This is a genomic window from Microbacterium sp. NPDC089188 (genome assembly GCF_040685155.1).
GTDB classification, from domain to species: domain Bacteria; phylum Actinomycetota; class Actinomycetes; order Actinomycetales; family Microbacteriaceae; genus Microbacterium; species Microbacterium galbum.
The window spans coordinates 864,359-889,698 of the sequence record NZ_JBFBHH010000001.1 but is presented as its reverse complement, the minus strand read 5'-3'; the positions used below and the strand labels follow the sequence as shown (position 1 = coordinate 889,698).

23 protein-coding genes and 1 pseudogene are annotated in these 25,340 nt (G+C 72.0%); 13 read left to right on the top strand and 11 right to left on the bottom strand.

The window, feature by feature from the left end; genetic code table 11:
• The first annotated feature begins 24 nt into the window (after positions 1–24).
• The 5 genes from AB0N80_RS04100 to AB0N80_RS04080 all read left to right on the top strand — a co-directional run bounded on the left by AB0N80_RS04100 (position 25) and on the right by AB0N80_RS04080 (position 4,791).
• The gene (locus AB0N80_RS04100; protein WP_076673392.1) at positions 25–342 is read left to right on the top strand and encodes a WXG100 family type VII secretion target; all 318 of its coding nucleotides are present in this window, start codon (positions 25–27) and stop codon (positions 340–342) included.
• 1 nt (position 343) lies between these two features.
• Positions 344–631, top strand: a complete 288-nt coding sequence (locus AB0N80_RS04095) for a WXG100 family type VII secretion target (RefSeq protein WP_315993790.1) — start codon at positions 344–346, stop codon at positions 629–631.
• A gap of 155 nt (positions 632–786) precedes the next feature.
• Positions 787–2,121 carry a type VII secretion integral membrane protein EccD gene (gene eccD, locus AB0N80_RS04090; RefSeq protein ID WP_363577705.1) on the top strand — a complete coding sequence of 445 codons (1,335 nt, stop codon included), beginning with the start codon at positions 787–789 and terminating at the stop codon, positions 2,119–2,121.
• A 4-nt stretch (positions 2,122–2,125) separates the two neighbouring features.
• Positions 2,126–3,463: a type VII secretion protein EccB gene (gene eccB, locus AB0N80_RS04085; RefSeq protein WP_315993792.1), complete on the top strand. Its 1,338-nt coding sequence runs from the start codon at positions 2,126–2,128 to the stop codon at positions 3,461–3,463.
• Positions 3,460–4,791: a S8 family serine peptidase gene (locus AB0N80_RS04080; RefSeq protein ID WP_315993793.1), complete on the top strand. Its 1,332-nt coding sequence runs from the start codon at positions 3,460–3,462 to the stop codon at positions 4,789–4,791. The genes eccB and AB0N80_RS04080 overlap by 4 nt, the downstream gene beginning before the upstream one ends.
• A gap of 169 nt (positions 4,792–4,960) precedes the next feature.
• Here AB0N80_RS04080 and AB0N80_RS04075 read toward each other — a convergent pair whose 3' ends face one another.
• Both AB0N80_RS04075 and AB0N80_RS04070 read right to left on the bottom strand, forming a co-directional pair.
• Positions 4,961–6,220 (bottom strand): FHA domain-containing protein, encoded by a 1,260-nt coding sequence (locus AB0N80_RS04075; RefSeq protein ID WP_363577703.1) that lies wholly within the window; start codon positions 6,218–6,220, stop codon positions 4,961–4,963.
• 92 nt (positions 6,221–6,312) lie between these two features.
• Positions 6,313–6,507 carry a hypothetical protein gene (locus AB0N80_RS04070; protein WP_315993795.1) on the bottom strand — a complete coding sequence of 65 codons (195 nt, stop codon included), beginning with the start codon at positions 6,505–6,507 and terminating at the stop codon, positions 6,313–6,315.
• Positions 6,508–6,532: 25 nt separating this feature from the next.
• Between AB0N80_RS04070 and AB0N80_RS04065 the strand changes: the two genes are divergently transcribed.
• Positions 6,533–7,048: a CGNR zinc finger domain-containing protein gene (locus AB0N80_RS04065; protein WP_315993796.1), complete on the top strand. Its 516-nt coding sequence runs from the start codon at positions 6,533–6,535 to the stop codon at positions 7,046–7,048.
• A gap of 40 nt (positions 7,049–7,088) precedes the next feature.
• Here AB0N80_RS04065 and AB0N80_RS04060 read toward each other — a convergent pair whose 3' ends face one another.
• The 6 genes from AB0N80_RS04060 to AB0N80_RS04035 are packed head-to-tail and all read right to left on the bottom strand — an operon-like array spanning position 7,089 to position 13,375.
• Entirely contained in the window at positions 7,089–8,543 is a 1,455-nt protein-coding gene (locus tag AB0N80_RS04060; RefSeq protein ID WP_363577700.1) for a cation acetate symporter, read from the bottom strand.
• Positions 8,540–8,932: a heavy metal transporter gene (locus tag AB0N80_RS04055; RefSeq protein ID WP_315993798.1), complete on the bottom strand. Its 393-nt coding sequence runs from the start codon at positions 8,930–8,932 to the stop codon at positions 8,540–8,542. Before AB0N80_RS04055 ends, AB0N80_RS04060 begins: the two co-directional genes overlap by 4 nt.
• 43 nt (positions 8,933–8,975) lie before the next feature.
• Positions 8,976–9,680, bottom strand: a complete 705-nt coding sequence (locus tag AB0N80_RS04050; protein ID WP_363387526.1) for a LytTR family DNA-binding domain-containing protein — start codon at positions 9,678–9,680, stop codon at positions 8,976–8,978.
• Positions 9,677–10,849, bottom strand: coding sequence for a histidine kinase (locus tag AB0N80_RS04045; protein ID WP_315993800.1), 1,173 nt, complete (start codon positions 10,847–10,849; stop codon positions 9,677–9,679). The genes AB0N80_RS04050 and AB0N80_RS04045 overlap by 4 nt, the downstream gene beginning before the upstream one ends.
• A gap of 13 nt (positions 10,850–10,862) precedes the next feature.
• Positions 10,863–11,099 (bottom strand): YbdD/YjiX family protein, encoded by a 237-nt coding sequence (locus AB0N80_RS04040; protein ID WP_363577698.1) that lies wholly within the window; start codon positions 11,097–11,099, stop codon positions 10,863–10,865.
• An 11-nt stretch (positions 11,100–11,110) separates the two neighbouring features.
• On the bottom strand, positions 11,111–13,375 hold the full coding sequence (locus AB0N80_RS04035) for a carbon starvation CstA family protein (RefSeq protein ID WP_363577696.1): 2,265 nt from the start codon (positions 13,373–13,375) through the stop codon (positions 11,111–11,113).
• Positions 13,376–13,564: 189 nt separating this feature from the next.
• On the opposite strand from AB0N80_RS04035, the gene AB0N80_RS04030 reads away from it, so the two are divergent.
• A complete protein-coding gene (locus AB0N80_RS04030; protein ID WP_315993803.1) occupies positions 13,565–13,876 on the top strand; it encodes a GNAT family N-acetyltransferase in 312 nt (103 codons plus the stop codon).
• Positions 13,873–14,895 carry a pirin family protein gene (locus AB0N80_RS04025; RefSeq protein ID WP_363577694.1) on the top strand — a complete coding sequence of 341 codons (1,023 nt, stop codon included), beginning with the start codon at positions 13,873–13,875 and terminating at the stop codon, positions 14,893–14,895. The genes AB0N80_RS04030 and AB0N80_RS04025 overlap by 4 nt, the downstream gene beginning before the upstream one ends.
• 88 nt (positions 14,896–14,983) lie before the next feature.
• Here AB0N80_RS04025 and AB0N80_RS04020 read toward each other — a convergent pair whose 3' ends face one another.
• The gene (locus AB0N80_RS04020) at positions 14,984–16,141 is read right to left on the bottom strand and encodes a M15 family metallopeptidase (RefSeq protein WP_315993805.1); all 1,158 of its coding nucleotides are present in this window, start codon (positions 16,139–16,141) and stop codon (positions 14,984–14,986) included.
• Between the two features lie 115 nt (positions 16,142–16,256).
• Between AB0N80_RS04020 and AB0N80_RS04015 the strand changes: the two genes are divergently transcribed.
• The gene (locus AB0N80_RS04015; RefSeq protein ID WP_363577692.1) at positions 16,257–18,230 is read left to right on the top strand and encodes an AAA family ATPase; all 1,974 of its coding nucleotides are present in this window, start codon (positions 16,257–16,259) and stop codon (positions 18,228–18,230) included.
• Positions 18,231–18,276: 46 nt separating this feature from the next.
• Here AB0N80_RS04015 and AB0N80_RS04010 read toward each other — a convergent pair whose 3' ends face one another.
• Entirely contained in the window at positions 18,277–18,969 is a 693-nt protein-coding gene (locus tag AB0N80_RS04010; protein ID WP_315993807.1) for a hypothetical protein, read from the bottom strand.
• A 127-nt stretch (positions 18,970–19,096) separates the two neighbouring features.
• Here AB0N80_RS04010 and AB0N80_RS04005 point away from each other — a divergent pair, with 127 nt between their 5' ends.
• Entirely contained in the window at positions 19,097–20,200 is a 1,104-nt protein-coding gene (locus AB0N80_RS04005; protein WP_363577690.1) for an Rv2578c family radical SAM protein, read from the top strand.
• Between the two features lie 88 nt (positions 20,201–20,288).
• Here AB0N80_RS04005 and AB0N80_RS04000 read toward each other — a convergent pair whose 3' ends face one another.
• Positions 20,289–22,487 carry a DEAD/DEAH box helicase gene (locus AB0N80_RS04000; RefSeq protein WP_363577688.1) on the bottom strand — a complete coding sequence of 733 codons (2,199 nt, stop codon included), beginning with the start codon at positions 22,485–22,487 and terminating at the stop codon, positions 20,289–20,291.
• A gap of 364 nt (positions 22,488–22,851) precedes the next feature.
• On the opposite strand from AB0N80_RS04000, the gene AB0N80_RS03995 reads away from it, so the two are divergent.
• From AB0N80_RS03995 to AB0N80_RS03985, 3 genes and pseudogenes are all read left to right on the top strand, one after another.
• Positions 22,852–23,475: an antibiotic biosynthesis monooxygenase gene (locus AB0N80_RS03995; RefSeq protein WP_315993810.1), complete on the top strand. Its 624-nt coding sequence runs from the start codon at positions 22,852–22,854 to the stop codon at positions 23,473–23,475.
• The gene (locus tag AB0N80_RS03990; protein ID WP_315993811.1) at positions 23,472–24,377 is read left to right on the top strand and encodes an aldose 1-epimerase family protein; all 906 of its coding nucleotides are present in this window, start codon (positions 23,472–23,474) and stop codon (positions 24,375–24,377) included. Before AB0N80_RS03995 ends, AB0N80_RS03990 begins: the two co-directional genes overlap by 4 nt.
• A gap of 241 nt (positions 24,378–24,618) precedes the next feature.
• Positions 24,619–25,242, top strand: a pseudogene (locus AB0N80_RS03985) (DUF998 domain-containing protein); the annotation flags it as partial.
• Between the last annotated feature and the right edge of the window lie 98 nt (positions 25,243–25,340).

Sequence of the window (25,340 nt, the reverse complement as noted above, 5' to 3'; positions counted from 1 at the left end):
CCTTCACCGACAGGAAAGAAGACGATGTCTGATCGCATCTCCGCCCAAGAGGGCGCGCTCGTCCGTGGCGCCGAAGTGGTGATGGGCGCGCACGCCGACATCAGCGACAGCGCCCGCCGCGTGCTCGCCGAGCTCGACGAGCTCGCCGCCAACTGGTCGGGCGACGCCGCGAGCTCGTACAACGCGCTCGTGAACGAGTGGACGGCCGGAGCCACGCGCCTGAACGACGTGCTCGTGACCCTCAGCGCCGCCCTGCGGGCGACCGCGAGCGACCAGGAGGCGGTCGAGGAGCAGCACCGCACCACCATCCAGGGCCTCGGCTCGCTGCTCGGAGGAGAGTGACATGGGCGATCTACGCGTCACCCCCGAAGCACTGCACGCCGCCGCTGCACGGCTGCGTTCCGAGAGCGCCCGCATCGACGCCGCCCTCGGCGGACTGGATGCCGAGGTCGCCCGCCTGCGCGGGGGGTGGGAGGGCACCGCGCAGGTGGCCTACAACAACGCCCAGCAGCAGTGGAGCGCCACGCTCGAGCAGATGCGCGACGCCCTGTCGCGCATCTCGAACGCCACCGACTCGATCGCCGACGACTACGTCTCGGCCGACCGGGCCTCGGCCGCGCGGTTCCAGTGACCGCTCTGCGCTGATCCCTCACCGCCGGGCGATCGACACCGAGGGCTCGGCGGTGAGGGATCACCGCACGGCGCTCGACCGCCGCCGCGACGCGCGGCGATAGGATTTCGAGGTCTGACCGCAGGGGGCTTCGGTCCGGAAAGAGGGGGCCGCGGATGGCTGACGTCATGAACGCGACACGAGCGCTGTTGCGACTCTCCGTGCAGAGCGAGGGGCGGCGGCTCGACATCGCGATCCCAGCCCAGGTACCCGTGATCGAGTTCCTGCCCGGGTTCGCCCGATCGCTCGGAGTGCTCGATGCCTCGATGACCTCCGCGGGCTACGCCCTGCAGCGCGCCGACGGATCCACTATCGACCCCTCGCTCGGCGCCTCGGCGCAGGGCATCGTCGACGGCGAAGTGCTTACGCTCGTCCGCGGCGGTCTCGTCGCGCAGCCGCGCGTCTACGACGACATCGTCGAGGCGGTCATCGACGCCACCGCCCAGCAGAACCGTCCGTGGACCACCCGCGACAACGCCCGCACCGCGCTGGCCGTCAGCCTCGCCCTGCTCGGGGTGTGCGCGGTCCTGCTGCTCGCGGCGGGCCGCGCCCTGCCCTTCGGGGCGCTCGTGGCCGGCGGAGGCGCCCTCGTGCTGCTCGTCGTCTCGGCCGTGGTCGCCCGGCTCGGTCAGCGGGAAGCGGGCCAGGGCCTGGGCATGGCGGCATCCGTCTTCGCCGCCGTCGCGGGGTTCCTCGCGATCCCCGCCTCGTTCGACATGTGGGGGTGGCCGCTGGCCGCCGCCGGAGGCGGGGCCTTCATCGTCGCCGGCGTCGCCCTGGCGCTCACGCGCGATCGCGCCGAGCTCCAGCTCACCCCGCTCGTCGCCGGAGGCGCACTCGGCGTCACCGGCACGCTCGCCGCGTTCTTCCCGGCCCCGACGGTGTGGACGCTCATGGTCGGGATCGTCGCGACGCTCGCCGGCGCCCTCCCGTGGCTCGCGATGAGCACGACCCGCCTCCGCGTGGCCTCCCCGCAGAACGACGTCGAGATCTTCGCCGATCCGCAGCCGATCGACGCCGACGACATCGCCGCCCGTGTCGCGCAGGGCAAGCGCATCCTCATCGCGCTGCGCCTGGCTCTCGCCGTGGCGATCATCGTGGCCACGCCCCTCGTCGCGGCGCAGAACGCCACCGGCGCACTCGTGTGCGCCCTCGCCTTCGCCGGCATGATGTTCCCCTCGCGGCAGACCTACGCGCGCTCGGGTGTGCTGACGGTCATGGCCACCGGCATCCTGGGGCTCGTCGTCGCCGGCGTCGTGGCCTCGCTCGCCCAGCCGGGTCTGCGCGTCGGCATCCTCGTCGTCCTGCTCGTCGCGACGGTCAGCGTCGTGACGATCACCCTGCTCGCGCCGAAGACCCGCCTGCGCCTCATCCGCGTGGCGGACACCGCGGAGCTGCTCGTGCTCGCGGCGCTGCTGCCGCTCGCGGTGATCTCGTCCGGGTTGGCCTGACGCGATGGCCACCAAGGGCGATCTCATCGAGGCGCAGAACTTCTCGCGCCGCCGCCTTCTCACCGCCTTCGTCAGCGGCGCCCCGGGCGGCAAGGAACTGCAGCCGACCGCTCCCCTGCGTGCCGTCATCGCCGCGATCGCGCTGACGGTCATCGTCGTCCTCGTCGGGGTCTTCTACGGACTCATCCGGCCGGGCCTGCCCACCGGGTGGGAGAACGGCAAGCTCGTGCTGGTCTCCGACACCGGCGCGCGCTTCGTGACCGTCGACGGCACCCTTCACCCCGTCATCAACACCGCCAGCGCGCGTCTGCTGCTGCCGGCGAACGAGTACGGCGTGATCTCGACCGACCAGGCCACCCTCGCGGGCACCCCCGTCGGCGACACCCTCGGCATCACGGGCGCACCCGACGAGCTTCCGCCGGCATCCGGCCTCGTCAACACGGGGTGGAGCGCCTGCGTGTCCGACGACGCGGCGCTGGACGTGCGCGTCTCGACCTCCACCGGCCCCACTCCCGCGCCGGATCGGGCTGTGGTGGTCTCGGTCGACGGCATCCTCCACGTGATCCAGGGCGAGCGGAGCTTCGCCGTGTCGAGTGAGGATCCCGACGCCGTGCTGCGCGCCGCGGGGATCTCGGCGCTCGACCCCGTCACCGTTCCGGCGTCGTGGCTCGACCTGTTCACCGCGGGCACGGCGCTCACCCCGATCACCCTGAAGAACTACGGCGAGAGCGTCTCGGGAACCTCGCTGCGCGTCGGTCAGGTGGTCCGCCAGGCGGGCGCCCCCGAGGACGAGCGCTTCCTCGTGCAGACCGGAGGGGTGCTCGAGACCCTGTCTCCGCTCGCGTGGCAGCTGTACCAGCTCGGCAGTGGCAGCGCGCTGAAGGGCGAGGTCACGGAAGTGACCGGAAGCGAGATCCGCGGTCTCGCGACGGCCTCGAAGGGCATCGGCGACCAGTGGCCGTCGACGGGCTTCGAGACGGTCCCGAGCGGTCAGCGTCCCTGCGCCGTGCTCGAGGGCGCCGAGGGCGCCGAGAGCCAGGCGGTCTCGACCCTGGCCACGCAGTCGACCTCGACCGCCGTCTCGCCAGGCGTGCGGGTCGACCCGAGCCACGGCGCGCTCGTCCGCGCCGGCGGGCGCGGCGACCAGAACACCAGCGTGCTGACCCTGGTGGATGCCACGGGCACCGCCTACCCGCTCCCGAATGCGAACGACGAGACCATCGCCCGCCTGGGCTACTCGTCCGACGACATCGGTTCGATCCCCGACGGCTGGACGGCCCTGATGGCGACGGGTCCGTCGTTGAGCGAGAGCGCGGCGCAGCGCACCCCGGAGGCGAAGTGATCCGTCGCGCCGGGGCCGCGCGTCTCGGCGCGGTCGCGCTCGTCGCGGGCCTCCTGGCGGCCGCGGTGCCCATGACCGCCCACGCCGCGCCGCTTGCGCCGCGTCCGGTGCTCTCGGCCTCGGAGGACACGTGCCTCGCCTCGACGCGCGTTCCCGACACACCCCCCGCCCTGGGCGAACTGCAGAGCGCGGCCGCGTGGGAGATCACCAAGGGCGCGGGGGTGGTGGTCGCCGTCGTCGACTCCGGCGTGGCGCCCAACCCGCACCTCGACGCCTCCGTGCTCCCCGGGATCAACCTCGTGCCCGACGGCACGGACTCCACCGCCCGCACCGACGTCTACGGCCACGGCACGGTGATCGCCGGCCAGATCGCGGCACAGGTCATCTCCAAGTCGGGTGTGCAGGGTCTCGCCCCGGATGCCAAGATCCTCCCCATCCGCGTCTTCGCCGGCACGTCGGACCAGCTGAAGGACGCGGGGTTCGGTCCCAACACCGCGCGCATGGCCGACGGCATCCGGATCGCCGCGGACCTCGGCGCGCAGATCATCAATGTCTCGATGAGCACGACCGCCGAGGACGGCGGTCTCTCCTCCGCCGTCGCCTACGCGCGCGAGAAGGGAAGCCTCGTCGTGGCGAGCGCCGGCAACCGCGACTCGGAGGCCGCGGTCGAGGAGGACGACAAGGACGGCGTGCGCTACCCGGCCGGCTTCCCCGGCGCGATCGGCGTCGCCGCGACCAATACGTCGGGCGCCGTGACCAGTGCGAGCATCCGCGGATCGCACGTCAAGCTCTCGGCGCCCGGCCAGGCGATCGCTTCGTCGTGGCCGCAGGGCGGCGACTGCGTGGTGGCCGGCGACGCCCCCGCGACCAGCTACGCGGCCGCATACGTCTCGGCCGCCGCCGCGCTCGTCGCGTCCGCGCATCCCGACGAGACGCCCGACCAGTGGGCGTACCGCCTCGAGGTGACCGCCGTGCGCGGGCAGCCCGACGCGCGGTCCAACACCTCGGGATGGGGCGTGGTGCAGCCCTACGACGCCCTCGTGCTCGTCCCGGGATCGGGCCTGCGCGGACCCTCGAACCCCTTCGTGCGGTCGTCCGCCTCACCCGACCCGACGGCGACGCCCGCCCCGGTGAGCATCACGGTGGGCCCGGGTCCGGATGCCGCGGCCATCACGATGGCGACCGGCATCGGTGCGGGGGCGCTGGTGCTGCTGGGCGCGATCGGCGCGATGGCGGTCTTCGTCAGTCGTCGCCGCGATGACACGGGCGCGCGCCGTCCGGCGCCGACCGGGCGCGGACTCTACGGCGACGACACCGCCACGGACTGAGGACGACGGCGCGATCGCGCCAGCGGGTGACGGCGCGATCGCGCCAGCGGGCGACGGCGCGGTCGCGCCAGCGGGTGACGGCGCGATCGCACAGCGGCGCGCACGCGACGGCTCGGCCGCGCGCCTCCGCAAACGCGAGCATCGACCCGCGGACGTTGTCGCGCCGGGTTCAGCCCGCCGCCGGTCGCACTTCGAGACCGGCGTCGCCGAGACGGAAGCGGGTCGGCACCGGAGCCGTGGCGCCGCCCGACAGCCGCTCCACGCGTCCGTCATCGTGGACGAGCGTCACGCCGTTCGTCGAGTCGAGGTCGGTGATCGTCCAGCCGGTGACGGTCCAGTCGAGGCGGGCGTGCTCCTTTGACATCGTGCGACTGTCGTCGTGCACGGCCACGTACTGCACCGACTCGTCGGCGTTCGAGGGTTTGCGTCCCAGCACCACCGTGCGACCCGTGAGCGCCACCGCTGCACCGTCGGGGAGCGCGACGGTCCACTCCCCCCGCCGGCGCGAACGCGGACGGGCGGTCTGCGTCGACTCGTCGACGGGAGCGGCGAGGTCAGTGCGACCGGCCGAGCGTTCGGCCGTGGAATCCGTGGTCTCCGACACGCGGTCGCCGGTCGGGTCGCCGAGGTGCGCGTCGACCGCCTCCGCCTGAGCTGCGGTGGAGGCGTCCGATGGCGTCGACCCGGCATCCGGAGTCCGCGTCACGGGAGCGGCGGTGACCGGCGCGGCGGGTGCAGGCGCCGCGGTCGCCGGAGCCGCTGTCGCCGCCACCTCGCCGTCGAGGGCCGTCGACGCGGTCTGCTCGACGTCGGCCGCCGGCCCGTCCGCACCGATCTCGCGGGGCCCCGGCAGCACGGGGAGCGCGTACGGCTCATCGTGCTCCGAGGCGGCGCGTCGCGCTCCGGCTCCGGCGGCGGGAGGCATCGGAGGCGCCGTGGTCGCTGCGGCGGTCGGCATGCCCGGCACCGCCGCGATGGGCCCGTCGGCCTCGTCGGCACGGGCCGACTCGGCAACGGTGATCTGCGCGGGAGCCGACGCCTCGGCATCCGCCGTCTGCGGGGTCCGCGCGAGGAGCATGGCCCACGCGGGCGGCAGGACCACCGCGAGCGCCGTCGCTCCGGCCCCGCGACCGCTGCCCTCGCCGATCCGGTTCGCCGCGGTCGCTTTGAGCACGAGCCCGTAGACGTTCACGAACGGCACGATCAGCAGCACGGCACGCACCGGGTCGAGCCGGCCCAGACGGAAGACCTCCGCCTCGTTCACGAGCGGCACCCAGGCACGCCACGGCTCGCCGCCGTGCGCGGCGAGCACGCGCGACAGGCCGATCGCGTACCAGACGTGCAGCACGAGCGCGATCGCCAGCACCGCTCCCGCGATCGTGGCGATCAGGGTCAGGGCATCCATGCGTCCTCCGTCGACGGTCTTCATCGACGCTACCGTGCGGACGGCGCCGACGGGTGGCGCCGCACAGCGCCGCGGGACGTCCGACGCCGCGACGGCGCACGCCGGCCCCGTGCGCCTCACACGACGACACGCGAGACGGCGGCGGGCGGCGCCGCCGTCGCCACATCGGCATCCACGCGCCACCCGCCGCACCCCGCACAGCGCACGTAGCGCACGTGACCGACGCTCGTGGCGTGCACCGAGGCGGTGATCCAGCCGTGTTCGTGGACGGATGCCGCAGCGGCGGCCGATCGGGTTCGGGAGGCGGTCATGGAACCAGCGTGATGTAATGCCGTTATGCACCTCAACCCTTACGGGGAGTACGCGGTCCTGCTCGCCGCTTCGCTCGCGAACGACTGGCCGGACGACCGCGCGGGGATCGAGGAGCGGACGATCGAGAGGGGGATGACGATGCGCTTCCCCGTGGCATCCGACGACCATGCGCAGACGCGGGTGGTCATCGACGACTGGCTACGCGTCGTGGACGAGTCCGACCCGGCGGCCCGCGCCGCGATGTTGAACGCGCAGATGGCGGCCGTCGCGGCCTTCCCGCGCCTGACCGACCACGACGGCGAGGGGTGGCACCTGCACTACCGCGACAGCGACGAGGCGCTCCCGCGCGTGCTCGCGGCCGTCATCTCGGTCGGCACCTCACTGCACCTGGTCACCCGCGGAATGGACCGCCTCGGTCGGTGCGCCTCGGAGCCCTGCGATCGGGTCGTCGTCGATGTCACGCGGAACGGCCGTCAGCGCTACTGCTCGGTGCGCTGCGCGAACCGCGCCGCCGTCCGGCGCCACCGCGCCCGCGGCTGAGGAGCGCCGCGGTCCCGACCCGCGGCATCCGCCCTGGGCCTCACGCATCGGGCGTGTGCAACCGGGCGAGGTAGCGCTCCACGCGCACCGGCACGCCCCCGCGGTCGCTCAGCGACACGCCGACGATGACCGCGGTGGTGAGCGGGATCGCCCACGCCGCGGGCTGCGCGAACACCACCGCCCACCCGCCCGCGCCGCGGAGCATCCCGCCCGCCACCAGAGCCGCGCCGCACGACACGGCGCCCACGATCATGCCCGCGACCGCCCCGCGCGCGGTCAGGCGCGACCACCACACCCCGAGCAGCAGCACCGGCGACAACGTCGACGCCGCGAAGACGAACACGAGACCGACGCTCGCGACCAGGCCGGCCGGCTCGGTCAGCAGCGCGACGGCGAGCGGCACCAGGGTGCACAGCACCGCCGACAGACGGAACGACCTGACCCCGCCGCCGAAGAGATCCTGGCTCACCACCCCGGCGAGCGAGACGACGATCCCCGACGAGGTCGCCAGGAACGCCGCGAACGCGCCCGCGACGAGCAGGGCCGTGAGCAGCTCCCCGACGAGCCCCGGGAACAGGCGCGAGGGCAGGGCGAGCACGACCGTGTCCGCCAGCCCGGGGAGCGCGAGATCGGGGGCGACGACGCGAGAGATGAGCCCCATGGTCGACGACACCGCGTAGAACGCCCCGATGAGCACGATGACGACCACCGTCGTGCGCCGCGCCGACGCCCCGTCGGGGCTGGTGTAGAACCGCACGAGCACATGCGGCAGGCCGATCGTGCCCAACAGCAGGGCCAGCAGCAGCGACGCGGTGGCGTACACGTCGAGCGCCCCCGGTCCACTCTCGACGGGGAAGACCTGCACCGGGTCGATGTCGCGGCCGCCGCCCGACAGGGCAGCGAGCAGGAACACCGCGGGTACGAGCAGCGCCGTGAGTTTGAGCCAGTACTGAAACGCCTGCACCGCGGTGATCGCCCGCATCCCTCCCGCGGCGACGATCGCCGCCACCAGCACCGCGACGACGACCCCGCCGGTCCACGGGGGGACGTCGGCCACGACGCCCAGCGCGAGCGCCGCCCCGTGCAGCTGCGGCACGATGTAGAGCCACCCGATCACGAGGACGACGATGCTGGTGACCCGTCTGACGGTGCGGGACTCCAGGCGCGCCTCGACGAAGTCGGGGATCGTGTAGGCGCCGCTGCGGCGGAGGGGAGCCGCGACGAACAGCAGCACCAGCAGATAGCCGGCGGCGTAGCCGATGGGGAACCAGAAGCCCTCCGCCCCCGAGAGCAGCACGAGCCCCGCGAGTCCCAGGAACGTGCCCGCCGACAGGTACTCGCCGCTGATGGCCGACGCGTTCCACACGCTCCCGACGCTGCGCGAGGCGACGAAGAAGTCGCTGCGGGTGCGCGAGGTGCGGATTCCGGCGAACCCGAGGACCGCGGTGACCACGACGAGCAGACCGACCGCCGTCAGATCGAACACCGGGTTCATCCGGCCTCCCCGGGGTCGGCGAGCTGCCGATAACGCCGTTCGTTGCGCGCTGCGGCTCGCGCATAGATGACGGCGAACACCAGGATCAGCGGATAGAAGCCGTAGGCGTGCAGCAGCCACGACAGGGGGACCACCCACAGCACCGGGTCTCCGAGCGCGGGCAGGGCCGCGATGACCCCCGTCAGCGCCGCGGCCATCACCACGAACGACGTCGCGCACGCGAGAGCGAGGCGGAGCTGCGCGCGCACGAGACCGCGCGAGAACACCGCGTCGGCCTCGTCGGCCACGCGCCCCGGGAGCGCGAACCCGCGCGTGAGCGGCCGGGCGACACGACCGGCGGTGGATGCCGTGACCCGCACGCGCGGCAACGGACGGGGGTCCGGACTCATGGCATCCGCCGTTCCCGTCGCTCCTCCGCGACCGGTTGCGCCCTCATCGCCGCATCGCCTCCCGCACGGCCGCGACGAGGCGGCGGCTGACGGGGAGCTCGATGTCGCCCAGCAGGACCGTGGGGGCCGTTCCCGACAGACGTACCTCCCGCACCGCGTCGCGATGGACGAGGTACGACCGGTGCACGCGCACGAAACCCGCGTCGGCCCAGCGGTCGGCGAGCTCCGAGAGGGTCACGCGCACCAGGTGATCGCCGGTCGGGGTGTACAGCCGCGAGTAATCGCCGTTGGCCTGCACCCAGCGCACCTCGGCCCGTCGCACCCACCGCGTCGCGGAGCCCACCGTGACGGGGATCGTCTCGTCGTCCGCCGCATCGGCGCCCACCCCGGTCGCGAGGGCTCGCCCGAGCGCGCGGGACAGCCGTTCCACGCGGACGGGCTTGAGCACGTAATCCACCGCTTCGAGGTCGAAGGCCCGCACCGCTCCGGAGTCATCGGCTGTGACGAACACCACCGCCGGGCGCACGCGCAGCCCCGCGAGGGCTCGCGCGAGGTCGAATCCGGAGATCCCGGGCATGTGGATGTCGAGGAAGGCCACCGCCACTCCTCCCCGCTCGAGCACCTGCAGCGCCTCCGCGCCGCCGCTCGCCGTGTGCACCACGTCGACGCGGGGGTCGGCTGACAGCAGCGCCGCGAGCTCGCGCAGCGCCGGAGCCTCGTCGTCGGCGACGAGCACCTCGACGCTCACGCGTGCGCCGTCTCGTGCAGCGGCTGCGATTTGGGCACGCGCAGACGCACCGAGGTGCCCGAGCCGACGTTCGTCTCGACCACGAGGCCGCCGGCGGGCCCGTACAGCTGGCGCAGACGCGCGTCGACGTTGCGCAGCCCCACGTGCGTCGACGGCGCGTCGAGGTCGAGCAGCGCCGCCAGCTCGTGCGGATCCATCCCCACCCCGTCGTCGTCGACGATCACCTCGGTGTGCGTGCCGTCGTCGATCGAGGTCACGGTGAGCACTCCTCCGCCCTCACCGGGTTCGAGCCCGTGCCGAACGGCGTTCTCGACGAGGGGCTGCACGGAGAGGAACGGGATGACGGTCGCCAGGGTCTCGGGGGCGATGCGCAGCCGCACGGTGAGCCGCTCGCCGAAGCGCGCCCGTTCCAGTTCCAGGTAGGAGTGGATGCTGCGCAGTTCCTCCGACAGCGTCGTGAACTCCCCCTGCCGACGGAACGAGTACCGCGTGAAGTCGGCGAACTCGAGCACGAGATCGCGCGCCCGCGGCGGGTCGGTCGAGATGAACGACGCGATCGCGGTCAGGGCGTTGTAGATGAAGTGCGGGCTGATCTGCGCGCGCAGCGCCCGCAGTTCCGCCTCGGCCAACGCCGCCCGCGACGCGTCGAGGCCGGCGAGCTCGATCTGGGCCGCGCACCAGTCGGCGACGTCACCGGTCGCGCGCACGAGCGGGCCTCGCGCCTGGTCGGCGAACGCGACGACCGCTCCCCACACCCGTCCGTCGACGACGATGGGCGCGCCCACCGCCGACCCGCCCTCCTCGGAGAACACCTGCCGACGTCCCGTGTCGTACACCCGTGCGGCGATGCGGCGCGCGGAGGTCGCCAGCGCCTCGGATCCGTCGAGCGCCACCCGGTCGGCCCCCGATTCGACGATCGCCACGGCATCCGCTCCGAGCAGCGCGCGCAGGTGCGTGGCCGCACGCTCGGCGTCGGGCTCGTCGCGGCCGCCGCGCAGCGCCGCCGCGGCGGCTGCAGCGACGTGCAGGGTGCGGTGCGTGGCGCGGTCGACGTCGCTGCCGAGATCGCGTGAGCCGCGCGCGAAGCGCCGGGCCGACACGAGGGCCAGGGTCAGGACCGCGCCGACCACGACACCGACGGCGCCCGCGAGCAACGGTGCGTCGAGCATCCTGGCAGCCTACTCAGCAGCAGCGGGCGCCGGGGTTGCGGTCCTGCTCGTCGGATCGCTGACGCCAGAACTGCCGCTCCGTGATCGGCTGCGCCTGAGGGTGGTGCGCTCGGAGGTGACGCACGTAGACGTCGTAAGCGCGATCGCCCATGAGGGTCGTCACGTACCACCGGATGCCACGGCCCACCCGCGCGAAGCGGGTGCCCATGCTCTCGCGGGGGCCAGGGGCCGTGGCATCCGTGCGATCCATGATCGACGGCCTCAGTGGTGCGACGACGCGGTCGGACGGTCGGGGTGGTCGGCCGGGAGGGCCTCCCACTGCTTCTCGATGGCGCGCTCCTCCTTCGTGGCGAGGAAGCCCGCCGCGGCGAAGCGACGCGACGGAACCGGCGCGTCTTCGAGGTTCTCCCCTCCCCCGGCGCGCAGAGCCTTCGCCGTCACGATCACGGCCATGACGATCACGACGATCGCGAGCGTGACGAAGATCACCGACAGCACGCCCTGCACGAAGGTGTTGCGGACGACGGTCTCCATGGCGGCGACGCTCTTGGCGGTGCCGAACTCGGTCTTGCCCTCGGCCAGCGCCCCGCGGAACGCGAAGTGGTTGGCCCAGTACCCGACCGCCGGGACCGGCGAGAAGATCTTGTACATGGATGCCGTGATCGTCACGACCGCGGCGAACGCCAGCGGCACGGCCACGATCCACAACCAGCGGAAGTACGAGCGGCCGCGCTTGGCGACGATCGCGAGCACCACGGCGAGCGCGATCGCGGCGAGCAACTGGTTGGCGATGCCGAACAGCGGGAAGAACGTGTTGATGCCGCCGAGCGGATCGGTCACGCCGAGGATGAGGATCGAGCCCCAGCCCGCGACCATGATCGCGGTGCAGATCCAGACTCCGGGCCGCCACGAGAGGTCCTTGAACTTCGGGATGACGGTGCCGATCGAGTCCTGGAGCATGAAGCGGGCCACGCGGGTTCCGGCATCCACCGCCGTGAGGATGAACAGCGCCTCGAACATGATGGCGAAGTGGTACCAGAAGGCCATCATCGCCTGACCGCCGAGGGCCTGCTGCATGATGTGCGCGAGGCCGAGCGCGAGGGTCGGGGCGCCGCCCGTGCGCGAGACGATCGAGGTCTCACCCACCGCTGCGGCGGTGGAGGTGAGCATGTCGGGCGTGAGGTTCACCCCGGCCAGGCCCAGTCCGTTCACGAAGGCGACGGCGCCCTCGACGGTGCCGAGGGTGGCGGCGGGCGAGGAATTCATGGCGAAGTAGATGCCGCGGTCGATCGAGAGGGCGGCGACGAGCGCCATGATCGCGACGAACGACTCCATGAGCATTCCGCCGTAGCCGATGAAGCGCGTCTGGCGCTCCTTCTCGACGAGCTTCGGGGTCGTTCCCGAGGCGATGAGGGCGTGGAAACCGCTCAGCGCGCCGCAGGCGATCGTGACGAAGAGGAACGGGAAGATCGGGCCGCTGAACACCGGGCCCGTCTGGCCACCGGCGAACTCGCTGAACGCGGGGACCGAGATCTCGGGGCGCACGAGCACGATGGCGCCGGCGAGCATCACGATCACGCCGACCTTCATGAAGGTGGAGAGGTAGTCGCGGGGAGCGAGCAGCAGCCAGACCGGCAGCACCGCGGCGACGAAGCCGTAGATGATGATGCCCCACGCGATGACGGAGCGGTCGAGGTGGAAGGCCGCGTAGCCCCACTCGGTCGAGGCCACCCAGCCGCCGGCGACGATCGCCCCGATGAGGAGCACGAAGCCGATGATCGAGATCTCGGTGATGCGGCCCGGGCGGATGTAGCGCAGGTACAGGCCCATGAACAGCGCGATCGGGATCGTCATCGACACGCTGAACACGCCCCACGGGCTCTCGCCGAGGGCGTTCACGACGACGAGAGCGAGGATCGCGACGATGATCAGCATGATGAGCAGGCTCGCGAGGATCGCGGCGGTCCCGCCGATCTTCCCGAGCTCGTCGCGGGCCATCTGGCCGATCGTGCGGCCGCCCCGGCGCATCGAGAAGAACAGCACGAGGTAGTCCTGCACCGCACCGGCGAGGATCACGCCGACGATGATCCAGATCGTGCCCGGGAGGTAGCCCATCTGGGCCGCGAGCACGGGGCCGACGAGGGGACCGGCGCCCGCGATGGCGGCGAAGTGGTGGCCGTAGAGCACGCGGCGGTCGGTGGGGACGAAGTCCTTGCCGTCGGCCTTCCGCTCGGCGGGGGTCGCGCGGCGGTCGTCGGGGCGCGTGATGTAGCGCTCGATGACCTTCGAGTAGAAGCGGTAGCCGATGAGGTACGTGCAGACGGCGGCGAACACGAACCAGATCGCATTGACGGTCTCCCCGCGCACGATCGCGAGCATCGTCCAGCCGAGGCCGCCCAGCAGGGCGATCCCGATCCACAGGGCGATCTTCGCGGGGGTCCACCGGCTCTCGAGCTTGTCGGGCGGGACCGCGACGGGCGGAAGGTTCGGGTCGGTGACGACGTCGTCGTCGACGGATGCGCTCATGATGCCTCCTGTTCGCGGCGCTGCGGACTCGCCGACACTAAGCGGATGCCGTGCCCCGACGCCCGCGGCATCCGTCGATCGTGCGGTGAGCGGCGCGAACGGTGCGACGAGCGGCGCGGCGTGTCCAGGGATGGCGGAACATCCATGCCAGCGCATACGTTGCTGTGAGCACCGACGACAGGAGACCCCATGGCCGACGAACTGACCGTGACCCGCAACGACGAGGCGCACCGCTACGAGATCCACGTCGGAGACGAGCTCGGGGGGTTCCTGGAGTTCGAGCCCGCCGGTGACCGCGTCGAGCTCCCCCACACCGAGATCGACCCGGCCTTCAAGGGGAAGGGTCTCGGCTCGAAGCTCGCCGGCGAGGCACTGTCCGACCTCGCGCGCCGCGGCGACACCGTCATCCCCTCGTGCCCGTTCGTCGCGCACTACCTCGGCGAGCACGACGTCGATGGCCTCTCGGTCGAGTGGCCCGAGGGCGCCGACGAGGCGTCGTGACCCGCCTCGACGTCGCCCCGCCCGAGGCGGAGGGCCCGGTCGAGTGCGACGGGCCGCGCGCGCTCGTGGTCGAGGCGCGCGAGGTGCCGCTGGGCGGCGTGCGCGGCATGGAGGTGCATCGCACCCTCCCGCACCGCTCGCTGCCGATGGTCGGCGCGTGGTGCTTCCTCGACCGGTTCGGTCCGCAGCAGACCCTCATGCGCGTCGAACCGCACCCCCACATCGGCCTGCAGACGGTCACCTGGCCGATCGTGGGCGAGGTGCGGCACCGGGATGCCGTGGGCAGCGACGTCGTCGTGCGGCCCGGCGTCCTGAACCTCATGACCAGCGGCGCGGGCATCGCGCACTCGGAGTACTCGGTGGGCGAGGGACCGATCCCTCTCGACGCGCTGCAGCTGTGGGTGGCCCTGCCCGAGTCGCGTCGGCACGGCGCCCCCGCCTTCGAGCGCCACGAAGACCTGCCCGTGCTCGACCTGGGCGACGGATCCGACGCGGTCGTCGTGATGGGCGAACTGGGCGGAATCTCGTCGCCGGCGACCGTGCACACGCCGATCGTCGGCGCGGAGCTGCGCCTGGCCGCCGGTGCCACCGTGCGGATCCCCCTGGACCCCACGTGGGAGTACGCCGTCTCCGGCATGGTCGGCGCCGCCGAAGCGACGACGGGGGTGGATGCCGTCGACGCCGACGCCTCGAGACGACCGGCGCCCGCGATCGAGCCCGGGTCGACGGCATCCGTCGATCACACGCGGCTGGTCTACCTCGGCACCGGACGCGACCACCTGGAGCTGCGCAGCGACGAGGGCGCCCGGGTCTTCCTGCTGGGCGGGGAGCCCTTCGAGGCCGACATCGTGATGTGGTGGAACTTCGTCGGCCGCTCGCACGACGAGATCGCCGAGGCACGCGAGGCGTGGGAGGCCCGCTCTTCCCGGTTCGGCGAGGTCGTCGACCACGGGCCCGAGCGCATCCCCGCGCCGTCCCTGCCCGGGGTGCGCCTTACCGCGCGACGACGCCGGGTCTGACGGCCCGCTCGACGGAGGCCGTGCGCAGGGGGCGGGACGGCGGAGCCGCGTGCATCTTCGTAGCGTCGGGACGCCGCCTGCCCGACGCTCAGTACGTCGGCGCCGCCGGGAGCCCGAAGAACTCCTCGAGGGTGGTGTATCCGCCGTCGTGGTACGCCTGGGCGAGCTCCGGCCCGATGAAACGCAGGTGCCAGGCCTCGGGCTCGTAGCCGCTGACATCCTCGCGTCCCTCGGCATAGCGCGTGATGAAGCCGAACTCCCAGGCATGCTCCCGCACCCAGGCGCCCTGCGCCGACGCCGCCACGTCGTCGAGCGTCGCGCAAGAGCCGTTGCACGGCACGATGTCGACGGCCTTTCCGGTCTGGTGCTCGCTGAACCCCGGGCGTGCGCTCTCGCGATCGGCCTCGGCCACGCCGCCCACGGCGACGCGACCGGCATACGTGGACTGCTGCGTGGAGTAGGAGCGGAAGGCGCTCAGATAACCGATCTCACCCACCCCCGCGTCGGAGGCCGCGCGGACCATCGCGCTGAGGGCTTCGGCGGGAGCGGCGCGCAGGGCCGACTGCTCCAGAGCGCGCACGTTCGACGGCATGACGAGGTCGCCCGGGTAGTAGTCGAGCGGATCGAGCGGGCGCTGCTTGTTGACGACGAGCCACTCACGATCCGGGTCGCTGAGCGAGACGCAGGGGGCGAGTCCGGATGCCACCGCGGAGCGGAACGCCGCCCCACCGCCCGCAGCGGCTATCGCGGCGGTGTCGTCGCCCTGCGAGAGGGCAGTGGTGAAGGCCGGGTCGTCGCACGGGGTGGCGGTCGCGGCGACGGCGGCGACCTGCGGAACCGGCAGCCCGTCGTCGGGGACGGCGGGGGGACCGGCGACCGCAGCCGACACGACGGAGGCGTCCGCCGCGGCCGAGCCCTCGGCATCCGCGCTGCGCCCGAGCGTCGCGGCCCCCACCACCACGGCACCCACCAGCACCGCGACCGCCGCCCCGGCGACGAGCGCGAGGCGCCGCCGGCGCCGGAGCGGCAGGGGGGCGAAGAGGTCGGGGAGCCGACCTCTCGTCGCGCCCCGCGGCGTCGCGGCCGGTTCGTCGGGCCGCGCCGGGAGCGCGAGGGCACCGGTCGCCGCTTCCCGCAACTGGCGTCGGGTGATGGGCGCCGGGGCCACCGATACAGCCGCCGTCGCGAGTCGCTCGGCCTCCGCGCGCGCGGCGCGGCGGGGAGAGAGCTCGGGATCGGGGGACATCACTGCGTCCATTGTCTCCCGGACGCCCGCTGCGGTCGACCCGTGGCAGGCCGGAGGTTGCCCGACTCACGTCGGCCCGGCAGTCTGGGGTCACCGTGAGCCGACCGGGGGGACCATGCTCGACGACGACGACCGCGCACTCATGCGCGCCATGAGCCGCTACTTCGAGACCGTGAACCGCGTCGTCGCCGACGACAGAGCAGGTGAGCGCACCCCGCTCGGCGAGGAGCTGAGCGCTCATCTCGGCGTGGACGTCACCACACTCCCGGTCACCACCGAGACCCTGTCGGCGCACCGCTACGTCGACGCCGACATCGCCCTGGATGAGCTCACCGAACGCGGCGGCGGACGCCTCATCGGCGTGACCGGGGGCGAGCAGCGGTTGCACGTGTCGGCATCCGAGCTGTTCGCGGGCCCCTACTCGCACTTCGCTCCCGGACCGGTGTCGTACGAGTCGCGCGACGTGAGCGCCACCGCCCAGCGGCGGGTCGTCTCGTTCGGCGTGCGGCTGCTCGCCTTCGACGGTCACCCGCTCGCGATCGTGCAGCGCTCGGCGAACCCGCGGTCGATGCCGTCGCAGCCCCAGCTCGAAGTGATCGGCGCGGACCCGGATGCCACGGCGGCGGCGCTCGTGGAGATCCGACGATTGATGATCGAGCGCAGCGTGCTGCGCGGCCACGTGCTGTCGTTCGTGCCGACCGAGTACGGGCACGAGGCCGGGGCCACCTTCCTGCCCCGCCCCGAGGTCGGCGCCGACGACATCGTGCTCGGCGAGGGGGTTCTGCAGCGGATCGTCGATCACGTCGTGGGTATCGGCGACCACCGCGAGGCCCTGCGCTCCGCCGGACAGCACCTCAAGCGCGGCGTCCTGCTCTACGGTCCTCCCGGCACCGGCAAGACGCTCACGGTGCGCCACCTGCTCGCCCGCACGCCGGAGACGACGGCCGTCGTGCTCACCGGATCGAGCATCCGCTTCATCACCGCGGCGGCCGAGATCGCGCGCACCTTCGCCCCCGCCCTCGTCGTGCTCGAAGACATCGACCTGGTGGCGGCCGATCGCGGCTTCTCGCCCGAGCCCGTGCTCTTCGACGTGCTCGACGCCCTGGACGGGTTGGAACCGGATGCCGACATCGCCTTCGTCATGACCACCAATCACGTGCAGATCCTCGAGGAGGCTCTCGCCGCCCGACCGGGTCGCGTCGACCTCGGCGTCGAGATCCCGCTCCCCGACGACGCCGACCGACGCCGACTGTTCCGTCGCTACGCCCAGGGTCTGCCGCTGTCGGCGGAGGCGATCGAGGCCGCAGCCGACCGCGCGCAGGGCACGACGGGCTCGTTCGCAAAGGAGCTGCTGCGCGGCACCGTGCTCCGCGCCGCCGTCCGGGGCGAGGAGGCACCGACCGATGACGATCTGACGGCGGCCCTCGACGAGCTCCTCGACTCGGGAGCCGCTCTGACGCGCGTGCTCCTGGGGGCACGGCCCGAAACCCCTCCACCGTCCCCCTCTGCGTACATCGCCACCGAGACCCCCTTCGTTCCGCGCCCCGGCGGCCCCTCGATGCAGGTGTCGCCCTCGGGGGAGATCGGCTACCACGACAAGACCGACGGCCACTGGGTCGCCCTCGACACCGTCGGCGACGACACGGTCGGTTCGATCGCGTTCGACCAGGAGGTCGAAGACCCGCTCGTCGACACCTCGGAGCCGACCCACGAGCTGAGCTTCCCGATGCCCGTCTGGCACACCGTCTACGCCGAGCTCGGCAACGCCGGCTCCGTCGAACGCGTCGGCGGCGACCCGGTCATCGCGGCCCGCACGGAACGGCTTCAAGCTGCCGGCAGCGCGGCGGCCGCGCGGCATCCCGGCCCCCTCGCTCCCAGCGGGTGGCCGCTCGACGACGCGGAATTGCCGGTGTCGCTGGCGGATGGGGACGAGGAGTTCTTGGTGGAGATCCTCGCGGGCGGGCAGCGCGTGACGCGCGGGATCCTGGCGGAGCCCGACCTGCCCGACCATGTACGACGCGAACAAGAGGAGTCCTTCACGGCGGGCGCAGAGGCCCTGCGGTTCATCGCGGCCCGTCTGCCCGACTGAGGTGGTCGCGACCGCTCGTCCCGCCGCGACACCTGCGCGCCGCGCGTCAGGCGATGCCGCTCGATGCGACCTCGGCCGCCGCGAAGAGGGCGACCACGATGCTCAGCACTCCCGCGACCAACAGGAGCGAGGGGTGCGCGAGCCCGATGACGACGCGCCGGGTGTGCGGCAGCTCGGTGAGGAACTCGTCGGGGATCCGATGGCGCTCGGGTACGCCCGCCCACCCGCGCAGGCGCGCGATGTAACCGACGCAGCGGAAGACGAGCACGGCCCAGAGCATCGCGACGATGAACGGCACGACCGCACCGAAGATCTCGAAGGCCTCGACCCACGCTTTCTCGGGATCGGCCCCGGTGTCCTCGGCCAGCTGCACCGCGACCGCCGCGCCGAGGACGACGGAGCCGACCCACAGGATCAGCGCGCCGAGGACCGCGAAGAACCGCGCGAAGAAGTGACCGAGGATGGACTCCTCGTACGCGAGATGCGTGCGCGGCGTCTGCGCGAGCACCAGCAGCGTCGCGCCGAGCGACGGCAGGGCGCCGAGCAGCGAGAGGACGACGCCGGCGGTCTCGTCTTCCACCCAGATCTCGCAGACCACGAGCAGCACCACCGCGACGCCGAGCCAGATCCATCCCGACAGGGTGGGATGCCGCACCACGAAGGAGGGATGCAGCGACTCCACCCGGCGCGCGGACCCGTTCACGAGCGTGTGCCCCCACACGTGCCGGTCCGCATCCATGTCCGCCCCCTGTCCACCCGCGCGGGGCGGGCTTCGCAGCCACAGTAGCGGTTCGCGGTTCGTGCATGCGGACGCATCTGGAGAGGTCGGCCTTGCTTCTGGGTAGAACATGTGTTCGACTGTTCGCATGAGGTGGCAGGGTCAGCAGTTGGGCGTCGACGACACGGCGGCGCTGCCCGGCATGGAGCGCATCGACGGTCTCGTCCGGTCGGTCACGACCCCCGAGTTCGCGGGGATGACGTTCCACGAGGTGCTGTGCAAGACCGCCCTGAACCGCGTGCCCGGCGCGTCGGCCATGCCGTTCGACTGGACGGTGAATCCGTACCGCGGCTGCAGCCATGCGTGCTCGTACTGCTTCGCCCGCAAGACGCACGAGTATCTCGACCTCGACTCCGGCGCCGATTTCGACTCGCAGATCGTGGTGAAGGTCAACGTCGCGGACGTTCTGCGGACCGAGTTGCAGCGCGGATCCTGGGCGCGCGAACCGGTCATGCTCGGCACGAACACCGACCCCTATCAGCGGGCCGAGGGGCGTTACCGCCTGATGCCCGACATCGTCGGCGCCCTCACCGACACCGGAACACCCTTCTCGATCCTCACGAAGGGCACGCTTCTGCGGCGCGATCTGCCGCTGCTGGCGGACGCCGCCCAGCAGGTGAAGGTGTCGCTCGCGATGTCGATCGCCGTCTTCGACGACGCTCTTCAGCACTCGATCGAGCCGGGGACCCCCAGCGCCGAGGCGCGCCTCGAGACGGTGCGCACCGCGACGGCGGCGGGATTCCGCGTGACGGTGTTCCTCATGCCGATCCTCCCCCACCTCACCGACTCGATCCCGGCGCTCGACGACGCCCTCGCCCGCCTGCGTGCGGCCGGCGCCACGAGGGTGGTCTACGGCGCACTGCACCTGCGCCCGGGCGCCAAGCAGTGGTTCTTCGAGTGGCTCGAACGCGAGCACCCGCACCTCGTGTCGTCCTACCGCGGCCTTTATCCCGGCGTCTCGGTCACCGCACCCAAGGCGTACCGCACGTGGCTCGGCAAGCGCCTCCGCCCGCTGTTGCGCCTGCACCGACTCGACGGGTGGGACGAAGACGACCACCCACGTGGTCGCCCACAACCGGGACTCGCGGCCCGCACCCCTGCCACGAGCCGCCTGGGGCCGGTTCGCGCGACCCGGGGCCCGATATCCCCTCGCCCCCGGGTCGCGCCGGCGAGCGAGCCGAGGCTGTTCTGACGGCGAAGGCCGGGACGTCGCGGCCACCGACGGCAACGGGAAAGCCCCCGCCGCGCGAACGCGAACGGGGGCTTACCGGTGTGACGGATTACGACGTGACGTCGGAGAGCTGACGACCCGAGATCTCCTCGAGCACGTCGTCGCCCAGCTGCGTCGGCTCGAACGGCGCCTCGATCTCCGCACGGTCGAGCAGCTCGGTCATCCGGCGCTGACGCTGACGCGTGATGAGCGTCACCACCGTGCCGCTGCGACCGGCGCGGCCGGTGCGGCCCGAACGGTGCAGGTACGTCTTGTACTCGTCGGGGGCGTCGGCCTGGATGACCAGATCGATGTCGTCGACGTGGATGCCGCGAGCGGCGACGTCGGTGGCCACGAGCACGTTGACGCGACCCGAGGTGAGCTTCTCGAGGTTGCGCGTGCGCTTCTGCTGGTTCAGGTCGCCGTGCAGCGCGACGGCGGCGATACCGGCGTCGTCGAACTGCTCGGCGAGCATCTCGGCGTAGGCCCGGGTGCGGGCGAACACGAGCGTCTTGCCCTCGCGATCGACGAGCGAGTCGAGGATCTGCGCCTTGTCGCGGTGCTCGATCACGAGCACGCGGTGCTCGATCGTGCTCGAGTCCTGGTCTTCACCGGCGACCTCGTAGACGGCCGGCTCGACGAGGAACTCGTCGACCAGGGCCGCGACCTCGCGGTCGAGCGTGGCCGAGAACAGCAGCTTCTGGCTGCCCTTCGCGGTGGCGCGCAGAATGCGCTGCACGGGCTCGAGGAAGCCGAGCTCGCACATGTGATCGGCCTCGTCGAGCACGGCGACCTGCACCTGCGAGAGATCGAGCTTCCCCTGGTTGAGCAGGTCTTCGATGCGACCCGGGGTGCCGATGATGATGTCGACGCCCTTCTTCAGCGCACCGACCTGACGCGCCTGGGGGACGCCGCCGTAGATCTGCGTGGTGAAGAGCCCCACGCTGCGGGCGATGACCTGCACCGTGCGGTCGATCTGCAGGGCGAGCTCGCGGGTCGGCGCGAGGATGAGCGCCTTCGGCGCGCGACCGAACTCACGACGCTGACCGGCCTGGGCGCGCAGGATGCTCTCGACGAGCGGCGCACCGAAGGCGATGGTCTTGCCCGAGCCGGTGCGGCCACGGGCCAGAACGTCGCGTCCCTCGAGGATCGGCGCCACGGTCGCGGCCTGGATCGGGAACGGCTTGTCGGCACCGAGGCCCGCGAGAGCGCGGACGATGTTGTCGCCGAGACCCAGCTCGGCGAAGCCGGCGCCGGTCACGGTCGCGGCATCCACCGCTTCGGCCTGCAGTCGCTCGTGCACGACGTCGACGCGCTGCTCGTGCTCGGCCGAGCGCTTCGGGCTGGCGTTCCAATCCGAGCGGCTCGGGCTGTCGGCGCGACGCGGACGCTCGTCGAACGAACGGGCGGGGCGGTCGCCGAAGTCGCGACGGGGGCGCTCGTCACGGTCGAACGACCGCGCGGGACGATCGTTGCGGTCGAAGGAACGCGCTGGACGCTCACCGGCGTCACGACGGGGACGGTCGTCCCGATCGAACGAACGCGCCGGGCGATCGTTGCGGTCGAACGAACGCGCCGGACGGTCGTTCCGGTCGAAGGACCGCGCGGCACGGTCGTTCCGGTCGAACGAACGCGCGGGACGGTCGTTGCGATCGAAGGAGCGCGCCGGACGGTCGTCACGGTCGAACGAACGCGCGGGACGGTCGTTCCGGTCGAAGGAACGGGCCGGGCGCTCACCCGCGTCACGACGCGGACGCTCGTCACGATCGAACGAACGCGCCGAACGCTCGCTGCGGTCGAACGAACGCGCCGGACGGTCGTTCCGGTCGAAGGAACGGGCCGGGCGCTCACCCGCGTCACGACGCGGACGCTCGTCACCATCGAACGAACGCGCCGGGCGCTCGTTCCGGTCGAAGGACCGGGCGGGACGCTCGTTCCGATCGAAGGACCGGGCAGGGCGGTCGTTCCGGTCGAACGAACGCGCGGGACGGTCGTCGAACGAACGGGCGGGACGGTCGTCGCGAGCGGACTGGCGGATGCCACGGGCCTCGTCGCGGCCGGCACGATCCGATGCGCTCCACCGGCGCTTGTCGGGGGCGGCCTCGGTCTCGGCGCGGTAGCCGCGGTGGTTGGGGCTCTTGCTGCCGGGCTTGACGGGGCCCTCGGCACCGGGACGACGCTTGCGGTCCTGGAACGAGGTCTTGGCGCCGTAGCGCGGCTCGAAGTTCTTCGCGGCGCGACCGCCGGCGGGCTTCTTGTTCTTGGGCATGGGGGACTTCCTGGGTTCTGTTCGCGCGAAACAGCGACACCGCTCGTGGCGGTGAGATACCCGGACTGTCGTCGGCCGGGGGCCATTCACTGATGATGGTCGAGGCCGCGATCGCGTCCTGTCCATCGGCCCCTTGGACTCACAAACCCATCCGCGCATCACACGCGGTGTCCAGAGCCGACCGCCCCACGTTACAGCCCGCGCCTGGGAATGGCATCCACGCCCCGGGTCGCCGCGTGCGACGAGAACAGGGGATGCCACCGGAACAGGCCGATTCGGCGGAGAGCCCCCTGTTCTCGCGACATCGCCTGTTCTCGTCACGGCCGGTGCCGACGGAAGCGCCGACAGGACCGAAGATGGACGCATGGCAGACACCGACGCCCACCCCATCACGGTGGCGATCGAGCGGCGCATCGACCCGACGCGCACCGCCGAAGCGACCTCCTGGATGCAGGCCGGCACCGACCTCGCGACCGCGTTCCCGGGCTTCCTCGGCTCGGGCTGGGTGCGCGCGGGCGAGGACAGCGACCTCTGGTACATGCTGTACCGCTTCCGCGACATCACCACGCTCGAGCAGTGGGAGACCTCCTCGCAGCGTGAATGGTGGCTCGACTCCGGGCGCCCGTTCGCGCGCGAGGAGCGCACCGAGCGGCGCACCGGCATCGAGGGGTGGTTCGACGCCGCGTTCGGCTCGGTCCTCGCCCCGACGGATGCCACGACCTCCCCCGTGCAGCAGCCGGTGCCCCCCGCTCCCCCTCGGTGGAAGCAGGCCGTGACGATCTGGGTCGGATTCTTCCCCACGAACCTCCTCGCGTCGTGGTTGCTGGGCTTCGTCCCGGGGTTCGCCGAGATCCCCCTGCCCCTGCGCGTGCTCGCCACCACCCTCATGCTCACCCCCGTCATGACCTACGCCGTCTTGCCGTGGGTCACCCGGCTGCTCCGTCCGTGGTTGCAGCGTCCGCCCCGCTCCCGAAAGGCCTCGTCATGACCGCTGATCCCACCGGCCGGCGCTTCCACCTGCGCGGCGCGCACTCCTCCGCCGAGATCGCCCAGGTCGGCGCCGCTCTGCGCGCGCTCACCGTCGACGGCGTCGACCTCGTGCCCCGCTACCCCGATGACGTGCCGACGCCCGCGGCATCCGGGGTGGTCCTCGTCCCGTGGCCGAACCGCATCCGCGACGGCCGGTACTCCTTCGACGGCGCCGACCTGCAGCTGGCGATCAGCGAGCCGAAGTTCGGCAACGCGAGCCACGGCCTGCTGCGCTTCGGCGCGTACGAGCCGATCGAGCAGTCCGACGAACGACTCGTGCTCGGAGCCGACGTCGTCCCGCAGACCGGCTATCCGTTCCACCTGCGCACCCGTGTGACCTTCTCCCTCCGGAACGACGGACTCCACGTCGCCCACGACATCGAGAACGTCGGAGCGACGGCCGCTCCCGTCGCGCTGGGCGTGCACCCCTACCTGCAGATCGGCGGGGTTCCCACCGCCGACCTCGTGGTCCGTTCGACCGGCACGACGACGCTCGTCCTCGACGACCGCAACATCCCCGTCGACGAGGTCCCCGTGGGCGCGGGCACCGATTTGCGCGCGGGCGTGCGCCTGGGCGACGCCGCTCTCGACAACGGCTATCGAGGCCTGGACAGGGATGCCGAGGGCCTCGCGCACCACACCCTGACCGCCCCCGACGGGGCTCGCGTCGAGCTCTGGCAGGACGAGGGGTTCCGCTGGGCGCAGGTGTTCACGACCGACCGCTACCCCGGCCACTCCCTCGCCGTCGCGATCGAGCCGATGACGGCGCCCGCGAACGCTTTCGCCACGGGGGACGATCTCGAACGGCTCGAACCGGGAGACATTCTCCACCGGGAATGGGGAGTTCGCTTCTCGGCATAGGTGTCCTTGTCCCCCATTTGGGGGACATGAAATCTCGCATATGACCTGGGGAAAGCTGGGACAACCCCGTACCTATTTGGGCGACGCGAACGATACCATTCGTCGTGACGGATTTCCGTCAAGGCCGGGGGCGGCAAAGGGTCAAGGTTCGCCCCGGTTCATACCCGAATGAGCCGACGGGGGCCGAGGGTCTCGCGATGTGGGGGGATCCTCGTTCCGTCACGAGGAAAGATCCCCCATCATGAGCAGCGCGCTCCGCTCCGCCGTCCCCTTCTCCCTGTCGACGTCGCACCTGACCGGCCTCACCCGCCGTCTGCGCTCTCTCCCGTCGCTGCACATCGGGGCCGCCGCCCTGACCGTGCTCGTGACGGGCCTGCTGCTGGCGATCGCGACGACGAGCGACCCGCTGTGGTGGCAGCTGCATTTCAGCCAGCTGGGAATCTTCGGCGACCTCTCGAGCGCGTTCTTCAACACCACACTCAAGGTCAGCGGGGTCATCGTCGTGGTCTTCGCGTTCTGCGTGCGCCGCGACGTCCGTCGGCTCGGCCGGGGACCGGTGCGCCGAGGGGCTGCGACCGTGGCATTCATCTGCCTGAATGTCGTCGGCGTCAATCTCGCTCTCGTCGGCTGCATTCCGCTGAACACCGACAAAGACCTCCACGATCGCGTCGCGGGCTCGATGGTCCTCGGTTTCCTCGCCCTCCTGATCAGCGCGCCGATCATGTTCAACCGCCTCGGCAAGCGGATGGCGGTGAGCACCGTGATCGCCACCGTGTGGCTGGTCGTCTCGATCGCCCTCTTCGTCTCGGCGACGATCAATCTCGCTCTGTTCGAGACCATCTCGTGCACCGCGATGTTCGCCTGGTCGGGAATGTTCACGCATGTACTGGCCGGCGCCGCCTCACGGGCCGTGACTCCCGCGCACGCGGACTCCTCGCGCTCCGGCGCCCACCTCGCGGGTCG